The 18,510-nt window shown below is 54.2% G+C and carries 15 protein-coding genes and 1 pseudogene; 7 read left to right on the top strand and 9 right to left on the bottom strand.

Annotated features, from left to right (window positions below; all coding sequences use genetic code 11):
* Positions 1-85 precede the first annotated feature (85 nt).
* Positions 86-2,323: a hypothetical protein gene (locus tag EPL00_RS22150; protein ID WP_135855112.1), complete on the bottom strand. Its 2,238-nt coding sequence runs from the start codon at positions 2,321-2,323 to the stop codon at positions 86-88.
* Positions 2,324-2,742: 419 nt separating this feature from the next.
* Here EPL00_RS22150 and EPL00_RS22145 point away from each other — a divergent pair, with 419 nt between their 5' ends.
* On the top strand, positions 2,743-4,302 hold the full coding sequence (locus EPL00_RS22145; RefSeq protein WP_135855111.1) for a DUF58 domain-containing protein: 1,560 nt from the start codon (positions 2,743-2,745) through the stop codon (positions 4,300-4,302).
* 552 nt (positions 4,303-4,854) lie between these two features.
* Entirely contained in the window at positions 4,855-5,877 is a 1,023-nt protein-coding gene (locus tag EPL00_RS22140; RefSeq protein WP_135855110.1) for a hypothetical protein, read from the top strand.
* 145 nt (positions 5,878-6,022) lie between these two features.
* Here EPL00_RS22140 and EPL00_RS22135 read toward each other — a convergent pair whose 3' ends face one another.
* From EPL00_RS22135 to EPL00_RS22120, 4 genes are all read right to left on the bottom strand, one after another.
* Positions 6,023-6,403 (bottom strand): hypothetical protein, encoded by a 381-nt coding sequence (locus EPL00_RS22135; RefSeq protein ID WP_135855109.1) that lies wholly within the window; start codon positions 6,401-6,403, stop codon positions 6,023-6,025.
* A 223-nt stretch (positions 6,404-6,626) separates the two neighbouring features.
* Entirely contained in the window at positions 6,627-7,646 is a 1,020-nt protein-coding gene (locus tag EPL00_RS22130; protein WP_368407961.1) for an AAA family ATPase, read from the bottom strand.
* Positions 7,647-7,773: 127 nt separating this feature from the next.
* Complete coding sequence (locus tag EPL00_RS22125; RefSeq protein ID WP_162224312.1) at positions 7,774-8,955, bottom strand: DUF4350 domain-containing protein; 1,182 nt, start codon at positions 8,953-8,955, stop codon at positions 7,774-7,776.
* Positions 8,956-8,957: 2 nt separating this feature from the next.
* Entirely contained in the window at positions 8,958-9,233 is a 276-nt protein-coding gene (locus tag EPL00_RS22120; RefSeq protein ID WP_135855106.1) for a hypothetical protein, read from the bottom strand.
* Between the two features lie 273 nt (positions 9,234-9,506).
* Between EPL00_RS22120 and EPL00_RS22115 the strand changes: the two genes are divergently transcribed.
* Entirely contained in the window at positions 9,507-10,286 is a 780-nt protein-coding gene (locus EPL00_RS22115) for a hypothetical protein (protein ID WP_135855105.1), read from the top strand.
* 241 nt (positions 10,287-10,527) lie between these two features.
* Positions 10,528-11,790: a hypothetical protein gene (locus EPL00_RS22110; RefSeq protein ID WP_135855104.1), complete on the top strand. Its 1,263-nt coding sequence runs from the start codon at positions 10,528-10,530 to the stop codon at positions 11,788-11,790.
* 183 nt (positions 11,791-11,973) lie between these two features.
* Here EPL00_RS22110 and EPL00_RS22105 read toward each other — a convergent pair whose 3' ends face one another.
* The gene (locus tag EPL00_RS22105) at positions 11,974-12,768 is read right to left on the bottom strand and encodes a helix-turn-helix transcriptional regulator (RefSeq protein WP_135855103.1); all 795 of its coding nucleotides are present in this window, start codon (positions 12,766-12,768) and stop codon (positions 11,974-11,976) included.
* A 365-nt stretch (positions 12,769-13,133) separates the two neighbouring features.
* Here EPL00_RS22105 and EPL00_RS22100 point away from each other — a divergent pair, with 365 nt between their 5' ends.
* Positions 13,134-14,471 (top strand): RNA-guided endonuclease InsQ/TnpB family protein, encoded by a 1,338-nt coding sequence (locus EPL00_RS22100; protein WP_135855102.1) that lies wholly within the window; start codon positions 13,134-13,136, stop codon positions 14,469-14,471.
* A 255-nt stretch (positions 14,472-14,726) separates the two neighbouring features.
* Here EPL00_RS22100 and EPL00_RS22095 read toward each other — a convergent pair.
* A pseudogene (locus EPL00_RS22095) lies at positions 14,727-15,231 on the bottom strand (RNA-guided endonuclease InsQ/TnpB family protein); the annotation flags it as partial.
* 73 nt (positions 15,232-15,304) lie between these two features.
* Between EPL00_RS22095 and EPL00_RS22090 the strand changes: the two are divergent.
* On the top strand, positions 15,305-15,514 hold the full coding sequence (locus tag EPL00_RS22090) for a hypothetical protein (RefSeq protein WP_135855101.1): 210 nt from the start codon (positions 15,305-15,307) through the stop codon (positions 15,512-15,514).
* A 146-nt stretch (positions 15,515-15,660) separates the two neighbouring features.
* Here the strand turns inward: EPL00_RS22090 and EPL00_RS22085 are convergent, their stop codons facing one another.
* Positions 15,661-16,674, bottom strand: a complete 1,014-nt coding sequence (locus EPL00_RS22085) for a hypothetical protein (RefSeq protein WP_135855100.1) — start codon at positions 16,672-16,674, stop codon at positions 15,661-15,663.
* 279 nt (positions 16,675-16,953) lie between these two features.
* Here EPL00_RS22085 and EPL00_RS22080 point away from each other — a divergent pair, with 279 nt between their 5' ends.
* A complete protein-coding gene (locus EPL00_RS22080; RefSeq protein ID WP_135855099.1) occupies positions 16,954-17,283 on the top strand; it encodes a hypothetical protein in 330 nt (109 codons plus the stop codon).
* Positions 17,284-17,406: 123 nt separating this feature from the next.
* On the opposite strand, the gene EPL00_RS22075 is transcribed toward EPL00_RS22080, so the two are convergent.
* Positions 17,407-18,375 (bottom strand): sugar phosphate isomerase/epimerase family protein, encoded by a 969-nt coding sequence (locus EPL00_RS22075; protein WP_135855098.1) that lies wholly within the window; start codon positions 18,373-18,375, stop codon positions 17,407-17,409.
* Positions 18,376-18,510: the final 135 nt, after the last annotated feature.

Here is an 18,510-nt window from a genome sequence, read left to right as displayed (position 1 = left end):
GAAAGTGTTCGGACATGCTATTTCTCACCTACCCTATAGGAGTGACTTTTGATTGCTACGTATTAGCCAGACTGTCAGATCCGTATTAGGTGCTGTCAGTTGTGTCCCGACCACCATCAGTTTGGCTGGTAGGTGTCGTTGACGATTCAAGCTCTGAGAGGAAGGTCGTGGCTTGTGCGATTGCTTCGTCAGCGCGGTCCGCTGATAGCTGCGTTGGGCTGAACTGGGCCGCCTCGAAGTATTCCGTGAGGTGTTTGAGCGTCGCTGCCTGTGATTCGCTGATTGCGTCGTGCGAACGACAGAGGTGGTAGAATTCCCAGTACGTGCGCGCGGTCATCTGGTCAGCATTCAACGCCAGCAATTCAGTCGCCTGCTGGCGAACAGCAGTGTAGGCCGCTTGGACGGCGGTATCGGTTTCTCCTGCCTCAAGCAGGGATTCAGCTTGGTCGTGTAACGATTGGCTGGCAGACTGCGTTGACGCCGTAGGCGTGTCAGATGCGGTCTCAGTAGCGGACGCCTCGCTACCAGTCTCCGTGGTGGTATCCGATGTGGTGTCGGATGTACCCTCACCGAAGTAGCGCCAGAGTGCTAGTCCACCAAGGCCAGCGACAACGAGTCCACCGAGTACAACAATCCAGGGCGATCCCGACAGCCACTTCATGACACGACCACCAAGCCCAGTCCCTGAACCGGTTGCCTCCGCTGGAAGGGAAACCGTCGTTTGGGCCTGTGACGACTGGAGATTGCCGGGACCAGGGTAGACTGCTGTCACGGTCATCGAGGGGTTCTCCGCTACGGGACGGAGAGCCTCTGGGTCAAGCTGAGTACGGTAGTGGCCGGTCTGGTTAGTGGTGGCCGTCGTAATCGTTTGCCCTCCAACCCGAAGCTGGACAGCCTGATTGGGGACGCCTGCTCCGGATGCAGTGGTTAACACTCCGTGGAGTGCGAGGCTTGCTGTGTCACTACTGGTTGACTGCCGGAGAGTCAACCGTGTCTCTGTAGGTTGAACGCGGAGTGATGTTGTCGTATTAGCAGCCCTGAGGGCGCGACCCTCGAGCGGAAGCGCTACACGGAGATCTTGCTCGCCCGCAGGCACCCCTGGCGGAAGTGTGGCTGTGGCCGTGAACGTGCCGTCCGACTTGGTCTGGGCTGTCGTGAGGGATGTCCCCTCGACGGTAATGCGGACGGGGACGCCATCGCCGACACTTTGGTTTTGGACGTGTACTCGGCCGTGAACGGTCACCGTCTCGTTGTACGCGACGGTGGTTGACGACCCGGTGAGTTGCACAGTCGGTGTCTGTTGCGTGATTCGAACAGTAGCCGTGTCATTCGACCCTAAATAAACCGCATCCGTTCGTGGGCGATAGTGGACTGAGAGGGACTGTTCGCCCTCCGCGAGCAGCGTGGGGCGCAATGAGAGCGTGAACTGCCCGTTTGTCGTCGTCCGAGTGCGGATAGTCCGTGCGCCGATCTGCATGACAATATGGCGGTCAGCCAATACAGTTCCATTAGTAGCGGCAAGACGGCCGTGAACCTGCAGGGGGTCAAGTATTGAAGCGGTGGTAGAGACGGACTTAAGTGTCAGCGTCGTGTTCACGAATGTTTCGCGCCGAACAGTAGTCTGTTGGGTTGTAATATTCTCCGTGATGCGGTCGACGGTTTGCTGGCCTTGCGTGAGATTGGCGTTCGTCCGATTGCCTAGGACACGATAACTAGTGGTGAGATTACCCCCGGTCTGCTGGATTTGATTCGCCAGACTGTTTAGTTCGCGTGCGTGTGTACGAGCCGCCGTTTCGTTGCCAGCTTGTTTCGCCGCCACATAGTCGCGATACGTCTCGCGGTACTCCTGAACACTTTCCACGTAGTCTGCTTGGTTTTCCTGCGTGGTTTTGAGTCGGTCTGCAGTCTGATCGTCCGCCGTTCCGGCGGTCTCACCAGCGACATCGACGTACCTGCCTAATTGGGTGTTGTAGTCGTCGCCAAGGAGGGAACGCGCTTGTTCGTATTCACCTTGGTCAAGCTTAATGACGCTTGACCCTAGCTGTGAACTGAGGTGGGTGCCAAACCACTGGCTGAGTGCAGCGCGCTCATCAGGGCCAGCCAGTTCCTCGCGACTTTCATGCCGCACAGACGAATTATTTGTTGGCGGTGGAGATTGCAGTGAACTTGGCGTCACGCCCACCGTACGTGGAGCAGAACTATCAGGAGTCACGTCACCGGTAGTTCCGGCAGTCGTATGTGCCTGACCAGCAGCGAGTGGCGCAAGCGGGGCTCCTAGAAGCACCAGGAGACAGAAGGCGATGCGGAACCCGACTGAAACCATTATACGCTACCTCGGACAAGCCAGCATAAAGACGTTTTTCTTATTGACTGTGCAGTCCATCAATGAGAACCAGCGAACAAATACCAGATAGGGTTTGTCCAAATCTATCTTAATTAGGTGAGAGAATCCGGCCGTTTACGGCGTGCGTGAATCGCCGCACGGAATATTTACGTGTTCGGTGGTCGTACTGGGTGCTGACCGACACAAAACAACTAAGATAACTCCGAGTCAGCAGGGCAGAACCGTGACCCCACTGCCGGATAGGAGTAACGGCGGTGTGGCCCCGCCAGCACCCCGTCGGTGTGTAAACATAAGTTCCCAAATCGGCGAGACCGAACTCGTGGGAAGCCCCGTCGTTTACTACGGGGAGGAGGTCACAACCAGTACATTCAATTAGGTGCCGGAAGTTCGTATCGCGCATGCAGGTCACGCGTCGCTATTGGACTGCCGTTGGACTCATCGGGTTCCTCCTGATGGCCGCGGTCGTTCTCAGCCAACCCCTCCTCCTTGTCGGTGGGGCCGGGCTTGGCGCGTGGCTTCTCGCACAACAGTACCTGTTTGCATGGTCCACCCACCAGCTTGCCGATGAGTTGCGTGTGACCCAAACAGTTGCGCGCGACCGGATTATGGTTGAGGAACCCTTGACGTGTGGACTAACCGCAACCATTCCGGACGTAGATTGGTGTTCAATGACAGTCACCATCGAAGCGGGTGTCCCGCTTGGTGCCACAGGCGATGGAGCAACTCATCAGCAGCGCCGACTCACTCAGGCTGTCCCTCGTGATGGTGAACCCGAAGAGGCTGCCACGGCGTTTACCGTCCGCTGGCCAGTCGCCGGCCGAGTCACGTTCGAGAATCCAACGGTTACTATCACGGACACGCAAAGCCTGTTCCGCACAACAGTTACGAAGCCAGCCGTCACGCCACCGTCGGTAACGGTAGTCCCGCCACAGCCACGGGCACTCCACATTGGTGCTGGCGGCGACCCGACAACGGCAATCATCGGCAACCATCCAACCAACCAAGAAGGAATGGGTCTCGACCCGGACTCCATCCGTGAATACACGCCCGGTGACGCCCTCCGCCAAATCGACTGGAAGGCCACAGCCCGATCAAGCCAACCGTACATCCGGACGTTCGAGAAACATACAGAATACGGAACCGCACTCATCCTTGATCACCGCGAAGCGATGCAGGTTGGCACTCCGGGCGAAACAAAACTTGAGTATGCCCGTCAAGTCGCGCTCGCAGTTGTCGACCAAGCCGAAACCGACGGCGATAGCATCGGACTCCATACAATCGGTGATGCTGGCGTGACGAACCGCCAGCCGATCCGGGCAACTATGGAGACATATGCGACACTCCGCACCACGATATATGATGTCACTCCGACCGAGGACTCAAACCCAACCGCCCAACAGCGAGCAGACCGTGCTGACCAGCGTGCGGCATCGATGGGAGTGCCAGATTCGACCCCACAGGGCGACAACCATTCAACAACTACTCCCGGAATAGCGAAACAGACTGCAGACGAGCTCGCAAGAGAGGATTCAGCGTTCGCAGCGTCACTTCATCCCTTTTATACGGCGGCCCAGACGTACGTCCAACGCATCGCAACGAAACCATTGTATCAAACTGTGCGGACGCTCCTGACAACCGGAGAGAATACGGAACACCGCCGGCCGGACCGGATTGTGATAGTGACCGATGATACAAATCGCGCAGAGGTTCGAGAAACGGTCCAAGTAGCGCGCCAGCAAAGTGATCAGGTCTTGGTGTTTCTGACTCCGACGGTGCTGTTCGAGCCGGCTGGCCTCACTGATATGGAGTCGGCATACGAGCGATACACCGAGTTTGAGCAATTCAGACAACAGCTCGCCGGGCTTGATCAAGTTTCGGCATTCGAAGTTGCACCCGGTGACCGACTCGCAACCCTTCAAAAAACAGCGTCGGCAACTACGCCAATTACCTCGAGGTGACACTCCCTATGCGCAACCCCCTCTCAACTGGCTTGCCAGAACGCACACACTGGTTGGGTCTGAGTGGACTCGGCATAGTCACACTTGCCGCCGTCGGCTTAGCAGGGCTAGCTGGCTTTATTCTTGGAGGCGTTCTCCTGGTTGGCTGGCGGCGACTTGCCCCCGAAGAGACCTTTGCCCTTGGGCAGTTTGCACTTATTATCGCAACGCCACTCCAGCAGAGTGGGCTAACTGGCCGGCCATTACTCCTCGGATTGCTAGCGCTCGGTGAACTCGGATTAATCGGTCTTTTGCTGAGTTTACCCGACGAGTCCTACTCACAGCGCCAGCCCCGAGGACGTGCTGCAATCTGGCTTACTGCGGGAGCAGTCGTTGTTGGCTTGGGCGTCGGCTGGTTGGGCGTCACGACCGACTTCTCCCTTTGGCTAGTCGCGAGCGGCCTCCTCGTAGTGGGTGGCGTGCTCGTCTATCTTGTACAGTCCTACGACCGCTGGCAGCATGCCCAACAGTCTGCGCAGAAACCGAATACACATGAGTAACTCCGATTCAACTATGACCGTAGATGGTGAGGATACGAGGGACGAGACCGACCAATCAACGACGTCACAGACAGATCGGGAATACGAGTTTCGCTTAGACCCAACCGCCGAGGCGGAACCAGAACGTGAGGAAACCTCCGGGCAGTCCAGCCAGTCGGTTGATATTGAGGCGGTGTTGGCGCAGATGGAGGTGCTGCAGGAGGAGAATCGGCGGTTGCGGACAGATTACGTCCGCGCCCGTCAATCACGGTTTCGGCGGGCGGCTCTTGCGCTCTGTCTGTTTAGTGGCGTCGCTGGTCTCGGCGGGCTTATGTTTCCGGCGGGCCGCCAGACGTTGCTCGGGCTTGCTGGCATTGGCTTCGTCATGGCGATTCTCATTTACTACGTAACGCCACAGCAAGAAGCAAGTGCGTCTGTCGGGGAGCGGTCGTACGCCACATTAGCTCGCCTTGAACAGGAAATCAGCGCAGACCTTGGGTTACAGGACACCCAGATATATGTGCCAACGCCACCGGAGACGGAGGCGACGCGGATAGCGGCCCGGCTGTTCGTGCCGCTTCATCAGAACTATACCGTGCCGGATCCAGACGCGTTGACATCCGTCTTTATTGTCGAGACGGACGAGCAGACACGCGGTGTCTCACTCCCACCAACTGGGAGCGCGCTTGTTCAAGAGTTTCGACAGTCAATGGTCGAGGAGTTAGCTTCGACACCGCGTGAATTGACGGAACAACTGACGGAGGCTCTGGAGGCCGGGTTTGAACTTGTCGAGACGGCAGTGGTTGATCTTGAAGCCGACGATGGTCGTGTCACAGTAGGTGTCCAGGGGAGTACGTTCGGGGCCGTAACGCGGGTTGACCATCCAGTCCCATCGTTCGTTGCAACGAGTCTCGCTGTTGGCCTTCAAACGCCGGTTGAGCTTGCCGCTGTCACAGCCGATGAGGCAGAGTTTGACGCCGTAGTGACGTGTACGTGGGATTCGAGCGCAATCGAACAGCCCTCTGAATCAGAGGCTAGTGCAGGCGAAGACTCCTGAAATATGATGGTGCGAGGAACCGGCCGTGGTGATGGCTTGGTTGCTGCTGGCGTTTCAGTCTGTTAAGGAAAACATCGATGGTGTCTCTGTATAGAATGGGGTAGCTGAGTACAAAGAATACACTTAGTAGATACAATCGGCGGGGTCACTTCGTCGATTCGTCATTTGGAAAGGAATCGTAGGTGGACTTGACTACTTTGGGGGTGCGATAGCTCCGTCGTTCCGCGATTGCAGTCGTGAGAATGAGAAATGCGAGGAATCCTCCAGCTATTGTCTTTGAGTCACTTGGATCGGCCTGGTCTAGTGTCCGATGGAACCAGAAGAGATCCATCCATACTGAGGTTTGGTGGAGGGTGCGAAGCTGTTGGTTGAAGATGGGGCTTACCCAATGGAGGTCGGGGAGCATCGCCCATCCACCGCCGACTAACAGGAGCGTTCGGGGATATCGGACAGCCGGAACGAGAAACGTAATGAGAAGCGTCGTCATCGCCGCTCCGAACGCGAAATGAGCGATTGCCATTGACATGTTCTATTTATTCGTCGCTATCGAACATAGCCCTTGGCTTGCAGCATACCGCCCGTATTCAGCATGGCCTTCTATCAGACCGAGGTCAGGTAAACAATGAGCGTGAGACATTCATGCCCTTAACTATTTAAATTCGTAATCTTTCTATAAGAATATAAGGGTCCCCACAAGACCGCTGGCAGTGTTTCTTCGACCGGAACGTTCCAACTCCTAAATAAGAGTATTACTCAGTTTCGTCGTCAGGGTTGGATGGGGAACCGCCATCGCTTGAAACTGGTTGTGCCGGTGGCGTCAAATCGGTATCTGTGCTTGGCACAGGCACCGTGTCCAGAATATCGTCGACGATCTCCGATGGTGTGTAGTCACTTAGTTCTGCTTCTGTATCGAGGACGAGTCGGTGAGTCAGAACCGGCGTTGCCAGGGCCTTAACGTCGTCTGGAGTGACAAACGAGCGGCCGTGAATGGCGGCTCGCGCCTTGACGGTCTGCATGAACATCAACGTCGCGCGCGGGGAACAGCCGTGTGCAATCGTCGGGTGGGCTCGAGTTGCCGAAACAAGTTCCTGGATGTAATCTTTCACCGAGCCATCGAGGTGGACGTTTGTCACGGTGTCACGGGCGTCTAGAATGTCGTCTGGTGTGAGTACTGCGGAGATATCGCTTGGACCGAGATTTGGTTGGCCATCGAAATGGTCCATCAAGTTGCGTTCTGTCTCGTCATCTGGAAGGTCGACGGTTAGTTTCAGCGAGAAACGGTCGCGTTGGGCTTCCGGCAACGCGTGGGTGCCCTCCATCTCAATCGGGTTTTGGGTGGCGATCACCATGAAGATTTCAGGAAGTGACAGCGTTTCCCCCTCAATGGTGACGTTGCCCTCCTGCATGGCTTCGAGGAGTGCACTCTGAGTCTTGGGCGTCGCGCGGTTAATCTCGTCTGCGACTGCGAGATTCGTGAAGATCGGGCCACGTTGGAGGTTGAATTCACCGGTTTGCTCTTGATAGACGTGTGTGCCAGTAATGTCAGACGGCAACAGGTCGGGCGTCATCTGGATTCGCGTTGAATTGAGGTTTGTCGCAGTGGCGAATAGATTCGCAATAGTAGTTTTAGCGGTCCCAGGGACGCCTTCAAGTAACACATGGCCTTCAGTCAGAAGTGCAACCGTCAGGCTTTCGATGATATCTTCATTCCCGAGTAAGACCGTCCCAATTTCGTCTTGGAGCGCCGCATACATCGCCTCGGGGTCCATCGTCGTCATTGGGAGAGACCATTTATCCCAAGAAGGATAAAGTACGGGGATATGTATTGACGTGATACCAGTAGTGTACAGAAGCTACTCATCAGCCTCTCACTCCGGAAGAATGGGCTTTCTCTCACTACGTGTTCGTATCGAGAGCTGAATTTGCATTGCTATCGTCTGCTTCGGGAGGGACAGTTGACGCACTGGCGTCCGTAGGTGGTTGGCGGCGGGCAGCGACAATTCGATGAAGGCGTTCGTCATCCCAGTCCGGATAGTGGGTGCGAAGATGCGTAACAAGGGCTGTATCCGCAACAGGCGAGGATGTGTCTGTAGTCCCCCGGTCGGCGTCGTTGATCCGTGTTGAGTGAGGAGAGGCAAGGCTGGGATGGCGGTTGCGAAGACGCTGATTAACAACCGCGAGTAATCTCGAATGTGTCCGCAGGAACGTAAATACGAGGATGCCCAGGCCGCCGATGAGGAACTGGCTAATCGGAGTTTGACGGAGGAACAGCACCATCTTCATAATGGGTGGTAGCGCCGCTGTGTGCGAATAATCGAAGAGAACTTGCTGATGGGTCGCAAGGAGGTTGCGTGCGAACTGACGATTCCCTCCCTGCTCCAGCATGGTGTTGATGAAGAGGCTAGCATCACCAATGACCACTACTTGTCCGTCGCCGACTTGTTCGGTTGTGATAACGGGGTACTGACTGACAGATTCAGCTTGGTCAAGTTGTTGGTTCTGGTTGATGTCGCGATAAGCGTAGCCGGAGGTGGTAGCTACCGTCGTTGCCGTATTGGGCGTGACCGCAGATCCGTGGTTGAGCGTGAGCGTACTCACATTGGCCGTCAGGGGATGGTCTGAGAGATTCCGAATTTGTGGTGCTGCAGGTGACTGGTAATGATAGCGGCCATCGCGAAGCGGTGTCCCATCAATGCGTGCATCTGCACCGACGGCGGCTAATAATTCGTTTGTGGGTGTTGCACGTTCGTCGGCTACGACGAGTGTTCCTCCTTGCCGGACGAACTGGCGTATGTGCTGTGTTTCTTGGCGCTGATAGGGCTGGTCTGGGGCGAGGATGACTGCGAGTGTCTCTCCAGCAGGTCGGGTTGTGTACTCGGAGGTGTTTTGAACGAGCTGGCTTTCTGTCCCGGTTGTGTCAGCGAGTCCACGGAAGTCCGCGGTCCCATCCCAGGCCGTATTGAACGCTCCGAACGACGCAGTTGAGGTGCTGGCGGTGACGAGGAGTCCCACTCCGACGATGAGGCCGAATGCGACGACGAAGAGGGTTGGGTATGAGTACTCCGATAGTGCGCGCATCGTTAGAGCACCCCCGGTGGGAGGATGGCGAGGATCCGCCGGATGACGATTGCGATGAAGATGAGGAGACCAACAAGGATAGGCCATTTGAGGCGGCGGCGCCAGGCCGACGTGATAGTGAACTGTGCCGTGAGTTGGGTAATCGCGAGAAAGCCGATAAAGGACACGACGAAAAGCAGCTCGAATGAGAATGCATCTAACAGAAGCAGCGCGAAGAACGCAGTAAGCAGCCACGCAGCCTGGCCGTAAATGAACTGGATGCGTCGCTGGGTTGCCATACGCGACTCCTTTGGGAAGCCCCTATACCAAACCACCGATTTGGGAACGCTGAGAGACACTTTTGACGAGAGCAAAACCATCTACCTGATTTGCGAGTATTAGTTTTGTAAGGCGGAAACCCCAACGTAAGTGGCTGCCCACGACTTCAGGCATAGAGTGCTGGCAGCCACTAATGAACGAGATATTAGCGATACATATTTATGTGAAAAGGCAAGCTTTGAGGAAGCCCTCAGTAGTTGCACCTATCAAAGTTGACGTTGCCGAGTGAGTACATGAAAACCGGTGGAAAGGACGTCAGCCAAGTCTTTCGCGATATTGCCGACCTCCTCGAAGCAGTTGAAACGAGAAATACAAATCTTGCTGTGACGACTGCAACCCCGGCTAAAGAGAATCTTCTTAACACGGAGTCCATCTCCGTTGAGATGGGCGTGAAAGTACCATTCGTCGACGAAGAGTTCGACAAGGCCGACCTCACCCCGACAGCGGTCGAAATCCAGTCGGATGGGTGCCTTCACGTTGAGATGGAAGCTTCTGTCCCGCAGGAAAACTCTACTAGGACTGAAACCGCTGTTCAGACCGAAATGGAAGGCGAATCTGCGGCCGGAAGTGAAAAGACTGCGATAGTCGACGGGGACGACGAACATCCGGCGGAGAGTACTGAAAAGCAAGATTTGCAGGCTGTAAGCTGCCAGAACGGGAATCAACCTGATGATTTGGAGGAGGATACGGGAAATTCTGACACGGAGAAAGTCACTGCAGAAACAGAGACGACCGATTTACCACCATATCAGGATCCAGATCGCCTACAGGCCGTGTATGATGAACACGAAACGTTCAAGGAAATGACGGATGCGTTGGACGTCGAAGTCTCCGCCCAAACTGTCCGTCGCTACATGATTAAATACGGCATCCACGAGCCAGCATCAAATACCGGATCACGACCCGCGGAAACCCTCCTTCACCTCGACCCAGACAATCTCCCCACAAAGCGTGACCCCCGTATCCCGAACGACAACAACTCTGACGAATCACCACCTCTGCAGAAAAGCTGACGTCCGCTTGCAGTGAAATACCACGGGTCACCCGACCCGCGGTACTTTGCCTCAACCGCCTGTAGATACTTTGACGTCTTCTAACGGTTTCCGCTATTTGATTCCTCCGTAGGTGACCGGTGGTTTTTCAGGTGGCCAGTAGTCTTTATAGAAGAAACGTGGAATACTCGTTAGAAACGGTCTGTTACCGATACAGGGGTCGGCGAATCGCCAAGGAATCCATTGAGCGCAGAAATGGTTCATGGAAGAAGCGATAGACTCTCGCAAGTGGCAAACTGACGTACTCCTTTATATGGGAGTGTCTGCAACTGTACAGAACAGCCCTGTGGGGGAGGGAAAAATGACGGAGATTGGAGATGCATTTCACGGTCTCGCAGACGTATTAGAGGTGTTTCAAACGACGGAAAAAGGGTACACGTTGACTGCTGTAACGCCTGTAGAAGAAGATGTCCAAACGACGTCGAAGGTTTCTGTCAAAGTTAACTTCGAAATTCCGCTGTTTGATGCGAGTAGAATTGACCCAGAGATAGAAATTAAGCCATCAGCGGTGTCGCTTACTGACAAAGGGGATCTGGATGTTACACTTCTGCTTACTGCCCTCACGCAGAACACTACCGAAACATCCTCCGAAGAAGAAACGTCACCCGATGAAAATACCCGTCCACGCCCGCGCGAAAAAGATACGAATGGGGATGTTGCTAAGGGGCGTGAAGCCAAGACGGACCACGAATCTTCTCTTCCGGCATATCGAGACCCTGATCGACTTCGGGAGGTCTACGAGGTTCACGATACGTTCAAGGAAATGACGGATGCGCTCAATGTAGAGGTGACGTGGCAGACCGTCCGGCGCTATATGATCAAGCATGATATTCACAAACCCTCCTCGGCAGCAGAACAGGGAAGAATTGCTCAAGATGCAGAAAAGAAACCGGGGAAAACAATCTCTGAGACAGACAACTCGAATACTGAGAAACAGGGATCTCCACTCAAGAATCACCAGGACGTACAGCCAGAGACGGAGAACTCCATAGACACAGATATGGAAGAGGCGGTGTCACGCGACGGCCAGACACCGTCAATAAACGACGAGAGCCAATCAGACGAACAGATACAGCAAGAGCAGGGAAGTGACGAACAGGGCCAGACCGAATCACCACAGGAACAGTCTGAACTGCAAACGCCATTCCTCGAGGCTGAAGACGCCCAGTCCCCGAACGAAGAAAAGATAGAGATTGACGAAGAAGCTATTAAACAGCAGGTTGAAATTCCAAAACATCTAAGTCTAGATGACATTCAAACAGCGGTCCGAAATGCAAAAACATTATACGAAGTACAAGACGAGCTTGGCCTTGACCGCACACAAGCCCGCGACCTCCTACGAGAACTCAATCTCCTCGATCTCGTCCAAGGACGACTAGCAACGCGCGAATTACAAGATCGGACCCTTGAGGAGATTAACAAGCGCATTCAGGAAACAACCACTCAACTATCAACACACAGTTAACCAAGCTCACCGCAAGTGACATCCTTCCCGGCGTAAACGGCGGGATTCTCTCCTCATAGAAAGATAGCTAGTGCACTACCTCCCATAGCAATATCCGCCGCCTCCAGACTACGACTAGCGAATAGCAGAACTCATCCTACTACAAACAGGAAATCTCGCCCATTAGAGCAGGCGAGGATACCACTAAAAATCAGCTAGCGGAGTCGCATCTGTTTGGTACTGGTCAAACAACTGGCGCGCCCAAGCAACAGCCCGCGGTTCATCATTTACAATGAGTCCCCGGAGATTTTGCTCTGGACCATAGACAAGGAGACAGACCTGCCACTCATCTGGCGTCCGTAACAGGAACAGGCCAAACGGTAGCTCTTCAATGACGGAGACAGCAAACGATGGAGATTCGGAGAGAAGTGTGTGGAGTTGAGGATGGCTATCCCGGAGATGAGTATACATCGGTTTTCGGAAAACAATTTCTCCTTTAAGGTTATCTGCACGAATTTGCTTGAGAAACACCCTCGCTGCTTCCGGCGAGGTATGGGCATATGCAAGTGCTTTGATTTCGGTTGCCTGTTGAACTAACTCCCGGACACGAGCGGCAGGGAGATGGAGCGCCGGTTCTTCGGCGACTAGCACTTCACCATTGAGGAGGAGGCCTACATCAAAGGAGATGTCCGGCGGCAAATGGACAAGTAGTGGCTGTGCCCGCTGGACATCCTCAAGCATGGCGAGAACGGAGTTATATACTGCAAGTGCTGTTCGCCCATAAAACGTGAGTTGATACTGGCCGTTCGATTGTTGGACTAATCCGGCGGTGATAAGCTCCCGAAGGACACGATCAACAGTCGAACGTGACACCGAGAGGTCATCGACAAGCTCCCTTTTTTCGCACGCCTCAGTGTCAAGCCGAGACAGATACTCCGAGCGCGTATTAAGGAGATCAAACAGGTCAATTAGTGACTGGTGATCACCTTCCTCATTCATTACACTGAAAAAACACGAGTGGCAGACATATGAATCATGGCCACAACCCCGTAATCGCTATTTGTCAACCGGCTCGGGGTCACGCCCCAAGGCACTCGGCCTGCTCCACCTGTAGAAGTTGACCTAGAAGGCCAGTCTGGATTGTAAGATGCAGTCGTGCAAAATTTTATTTTCCGACGCCTTAAAAGGCCAGTATGCACACTCAGACGCTACTAGAACGTTATTACGGAGAATCGAGGAGAAAGCCCCGCCCTTTAGGGCGGGGATGAATCCGACAAACCATCCACAATCAACCGACGGTGGCAAGGTCGAGTCTCCCACGCCAACGCATACTTTTACAAACCATCACTCCGAATGATGCGGTGATGAAGCGAACCAACCAGTTCAACGTTCGCCCTCGCTCCGAGAAAGAGCGCGAGGTGTTCGTTCGCTGGTTGGACGCTTCTGCGAGTCTCTGGAACGAGGCAAACTACGCTCGCCGCCAAGCCTTCCTCGAAGACGACGAAAGCGTCTGGGACGCCGACACCGGCAGTCTCGAAGGCAAATACAAGGGCATCCTCAGCAGCAGTGTCGCCCAGCAAATCATCCGCAAAAACTCGGAAGCGTGGCGGTCATTTCTCTCGCTCAACGAGAAATACCACGCCGGAACCCTCGATGATCGACCGTCACCACCGGGGTACTGGGGCAACGAAGACGACGGACGAGTGCTACGCACCTACGTTCGCAACGACCAGTACACCCTCGAGTACGGCGAACGTTCCCGACTCGAAGTCCCGATTGGCTCCGACCTGAAAGACGAGTACGGATTCGGATACAGGGAACGTCTTCGCCTCGAAGTCGCTGGCGACCCGAAGTGGAGCGGCGAGCAGGGCCGACTCGAACTCGTGTACGACGAAACCGCAGACGCGTTCAGGGCATTCCAACCAGTCACCGTACCTGATTCTCGACTGGACTCACCACTGGCCTCTCACAAGGCCGCTCTGGACGTTGGCGCGAACAACCTCGTCGCCTGCACGACGACGACCGGCCAGCAACTCCTCTACGACGGACGAGACCTGTTCGACGAGTTCCGCGAAACCACGGAGCGAATCGCGCACTACCAGTCACTCCTCGACGATCAGCGCAAGTCCAGCAAGCGCATCGAGCGTCTGTACCGGAAACGCACGAATCGGCGCGACCACGCCCAAGACGGCCTCGTCCGCGACCTCGTGGAACGGTTGTATGAAGAGGGTGTCTTGACGCTGTACGTGGGCGACATCAAAGACGTGCTTTCGACGCACTGGAAAGCGCGTGTGAACGAGAAGACGCACAATTTCTGGGCGTACCGGCGGTTCATCGACCGCCTCGAAAGCGTCTGCGAGGAGTACGGTATTGAGGTTGAGCAAGAGTCCGAGGCGTGGACGAGTCGGACGTGTCCGAAGTGCGGGGAGAGAGAGGAGACAGTTCGTCACGAGGAGTCGTTGACGTGTCCGTGCGGGTTCGAGGGGCACGCTGACTTGGTGGCGAGTGAATCGTTCCTGAGACAGCAGAACAACGCGGTTGGGTCGATGGCACGGCCCGTGTACCTCAAGTGGAACAATCACAGGTGGCGGGAAGACCATAGCCCGCCCTCCATCGCGGTGGAGACAACGGCCAACGAGGCGTACACAGACCAGAGTACCGCATCGAGCGGGAATATCGCTCACGGAGACTCGGACGACTGAGACTCCCACGTGAGGAATCCTCGCCCTTCAGGGCGGGGAGGATGTCAACTCCTACCACTCCCCTATCGAATCGTCCTGATTGGAAGTATCGTGAGCACCCCCCTCCTATCTGTCTCAATCCCAGCAACTGTCCTAGGAATTGTAAACACCCTGTCGCTTGCGCTTGCCATCACCTACATCGCGAAACTCCACCCTAGCACAAGGCCAAACACCATTTCATCGTCGTAGAGACGTTAGTGATCACAACCCGAACATTCATCCGAGTGAACTACCCACTCTACTGCTTGGGCTGACGCCCTCGCGCTTGAGAGTGGGGCTTCCTGCTTCCACGACGCGCTTTGCAGGAACCGTGGTGGTTCCTGTAGGGAGCGTAGTCTCCACAGGCGGTGATTCGGAGCGTCCCTCTCCTACTTGCTTCGCACCGCGAGAAAGAATGTTCCACGCCGCGTTCCAGTCTCAGTCGGCGGTGGATCCGCACGACGGGCAGGAATGTTCGCGGACTCACACCGGCTTGTCCGCCAAGATACCGCACGCCGCACACTTCTTCGTGGTCCCTGCTGGTTCGACCGCCACGAAGTGCGTTCCCGCTCGTTCGCACTTGTATTCGAGCAACGAGAGGAACATCCGCCACAAGGTCGTACTCCCGAGCGTAGTACGCAGAGAGCTTGTGCAGGAAGTCACGGTGCTTGCGTCGGGAATCAGAGTAACACTCCGCGACTCGCCGCCGTTTGGTCTCGTAGTTGTTCGACCCATGCTGTTTACAGAAAATTCGAGGCGAAAGCCTCGCCCTTCAGGGTGGGGAGGATGTCAACGGGTTAGAGTATATTTTCGTGATGGACTCGCTCCTCTTCTCGGAGGTCCTGATCAAGGTGTTCACGCCAGACGACGGTATACTCGCCGCTGAATGGATGATAACAGATGAATCGGTCATTGCGAGGGTCGCACTCGATGATGATGCGGAAATCAGAGACTTTCGGCGATTGTCCCCAACAATCTTGAATGACGTCACCAGGAGAGATGGGCGTATTTCCAGCGGTAATTGAGGTGGCGCAATCGCCAAGCGGCGGGAGAGATGGGGCGGCCTCAAGGAGGATGCTTCGAAGTTTTTCGGCGGACAACGAGGAGTCTGGAGGAAGACTCATACAAAACAATAAAATAAACCCACATTATATAAATGTGGTGCAGATTCTTAGGCCTCTTGTGTGTTCCAGACTTTCTGGATGTATTCTTTTTTCGTCCACGTTCCGTTCAGGTATTTGTCCACCCACTTGGTTCGTATGTACATGAATTCTGTGGGGCCTGATTTTTCCGGTGGGAACCAGATGAACAGTCGGTCTGTCGCGTTGTATCCTTGTTTTCGAGCGTTAGCGAATACTAAGGCGGCCTGTCTTGCATGATTTCGGGCTTCTGTTTGGTTTGTGTTAGGGAGTATAATTTGTAGGTCATCTCCGACGGTTCGATATTTTTTGATAGGCAGAGTTGCGTTAAGCAGTGATCCGACGACTCCCGTGGGCGAGGTGATGTTGGCGTTGTAAATCTGGGTTTGGTTTCCTCCGATTCTTTTCCATGGTGGCGCTTGCCGTGTTTCTTCAGATTTGGAGGATCTGACGGTTTCAGATTCTAGTTCGCCTGCATCGTTTGGGTAACATTCGGTTTTTTCGCTAGGCTGATATGGTTGGGCGTAGCTATCGTCGGTGGTCAAAATAGAATTGACAAGTACTCCCCTAGTTATTTCTTTATTTATGTATTTTTGTATCCAATCCTTCTCTATATACATTCTCCGCGTTTCCCAACGGCCATCTTCTGGCCATTCCATCACTACTCTCTCCATCACCCGGAAATTATAATCATACTCCTGCTCACCATACGCATAAACCAATGCGGCAACCTCAGCATCGTAGAACCGTGTGATTTGATCAGTACCTTTCATCCGAATGTGGAGGTAGACAGTGTCTTCGGACACTTGTTCAGCACAAACGTATTCAACCGGTACGCCCTCGTCGCGAAGGTTTTCATAGAAGAGTATCAATGTGCTTGAGTAATCTTCTTGTGAACTCGCATGCAGATACGATCGAGTGGATACTGATTGTTTTTCAGAAGCTAGTTCTACAGGTCCGGTCCATGCTGTGGCTGAGCTGCATAAAAGCAGTATTATACAGAGTGCGGAAAATCTGCTTATTGAAGTTCTTCCCTTCCCCCTCATAGTTCTGTGAATCGGTGAACCTATGGATAATTGTTTGGTTGGCTTCGTTGTTTGCCTCAGAGGAAATTATCCGGAATGGTGGACAGGGTTAGTTGAATTTGAAGACTTCCTCTGTTCTGTGGGGAGCAGAGGCAAACAGTTCCTTATTTTTAGAAGTAGTTCAAGGTGAGGAACCCTTCTGGCTAGATACTGGGGTTGTAAGATACACTAGAACTATCATCTTCACAACTATTAAGACAAATGCGTATCAAGCGCTGAGTGGCTTCCACGAAGTAGATCATGAAGCAACAAACCCTCTCAGGGAAAGTACTCACTTACCTCCCAAGTCCGTCCGACTTCGAACCAATTGAGCCGCCAATCTGCCGATACTGCGTTGTCTTCCGCCCAGCTACTGGTGGGCTAACAGATGAAACAGTCTTCATCCAAGATGACATACGAGAAATCAATGGATACGAGACAAGCCCGTCCGAACGCGCCATTATCGCCGCATCAATACAGACGCCATATATCATTCAGGAAGTGACCGGAGTCGTCGAAGATAAGGTGACGACTCGAAAATTTGAGGCATCTGATGAACCCCGTGTCACACAGCATTTTACCGGAGACTGATGACACTCGCTGTAGCTGATCCTCCAGTCCCTCTTGGGACCGGGAACTCTATGAGGCCGTTGACCTCCTCCCATGGCTGAAGCCGTGGGTTTTCTCCTGCGTTCCGTATACAAGCGAAATCCGCTACGCCCAGTAGACATCCCCTGGCGTAGTCTCAAAGATTGCACGTTCAAGAGTATCAACTGCCTTCTCAAGCCCTTCTCGTGAACTCGTTAGTGAGTCCTCGTGTTCGATGGAGAGCGCGCCGTCGTAGCCCACCATCCGGAGCGTACTGACTACGTCCTTCCAGTGGTCTTCGCCGTGGCCGTAGCCAACCGACCGGAACAACCATGACCGCTCACCTTCCCTGGTATATGGCGTTGTGTCAAGAACGCCTTTTGTCCGTGCATTAGCCTTGTAAACCTTCGCGTCCTTCGCGTGGACGTGATGAATTGCGTCGTGTTCGCCAAGGAACCGTATCGCTTCAGCTACGTCGATGCCCTGCCAGTAGAGATGACTTGGATCGAAGTTCGCACCGATACAGTCATTAGTTGCTTCACGTAGTCTTACCAGGCCACTTGGTTCGTACACCAGCATATTCGGATGCATTTCGATGGCGATCTCAACCCCGTGTTCTGCGGCATGGTCGGCCACCGTCTGCCAATACGGAATGGCAACCTCCTCCCATTGATACTGGTGAGCGTCACTATGATCACTAGGCCATGGTGCAGTCACCCAGTTCGGAACCTCATCATCTGGGCCACCAGCAGGCAACCCTGAGAAACAGGTTACCGTATTCACGTCAAGTTCATCAGCCAGTTCAATAGCCTCCCGGAGGTCAGTGTCCGCCTGTGTAGCAGTCTCGTCATCGGGATGCAGTGGATTATTATGCGTCGCTAATGCGCTGATTTCCATCCCGTATTCGTCAAGCATCTCTCTCAATTCTGCCTGCGCCGTCTGATTACCGAGAAACTCGTTACGAGGGAGATGGTCCTCACCGGGATACCCGCCACAACCGAGTTCAATAGTACTAACACCAAGTTCGTCGAGATACGAAACTGCCTCTTCAAGTGGTTGTCCAGTCAATGGAACCGTCAGAACACCAATTTCCATATTCGAATAGTCTCATTCTCCTGGGTTAATACTCCGGCAGAATAGTAAATCCATGTGCTCCACCTTGGAGAACGGCATGTATTGTCGGATTTTCTCGAGGGTGATGCCGGAGGCTTCCTTCTTGCATCGCTGTGA

Origin of the sequence: Halorussus salinus, assembly GCF_004765815.2 — an archaeon.
Lineage (GTDB): Archaea > Halobacteriota > Halobacteria > Halobacteriales > Haladaptataceae > Halorussus > Halorussus salinus.
Note: the sequence above shows the minus strand (reverse complement) of the source record. Positions and strands in the feature narration are given on the sequence as shown.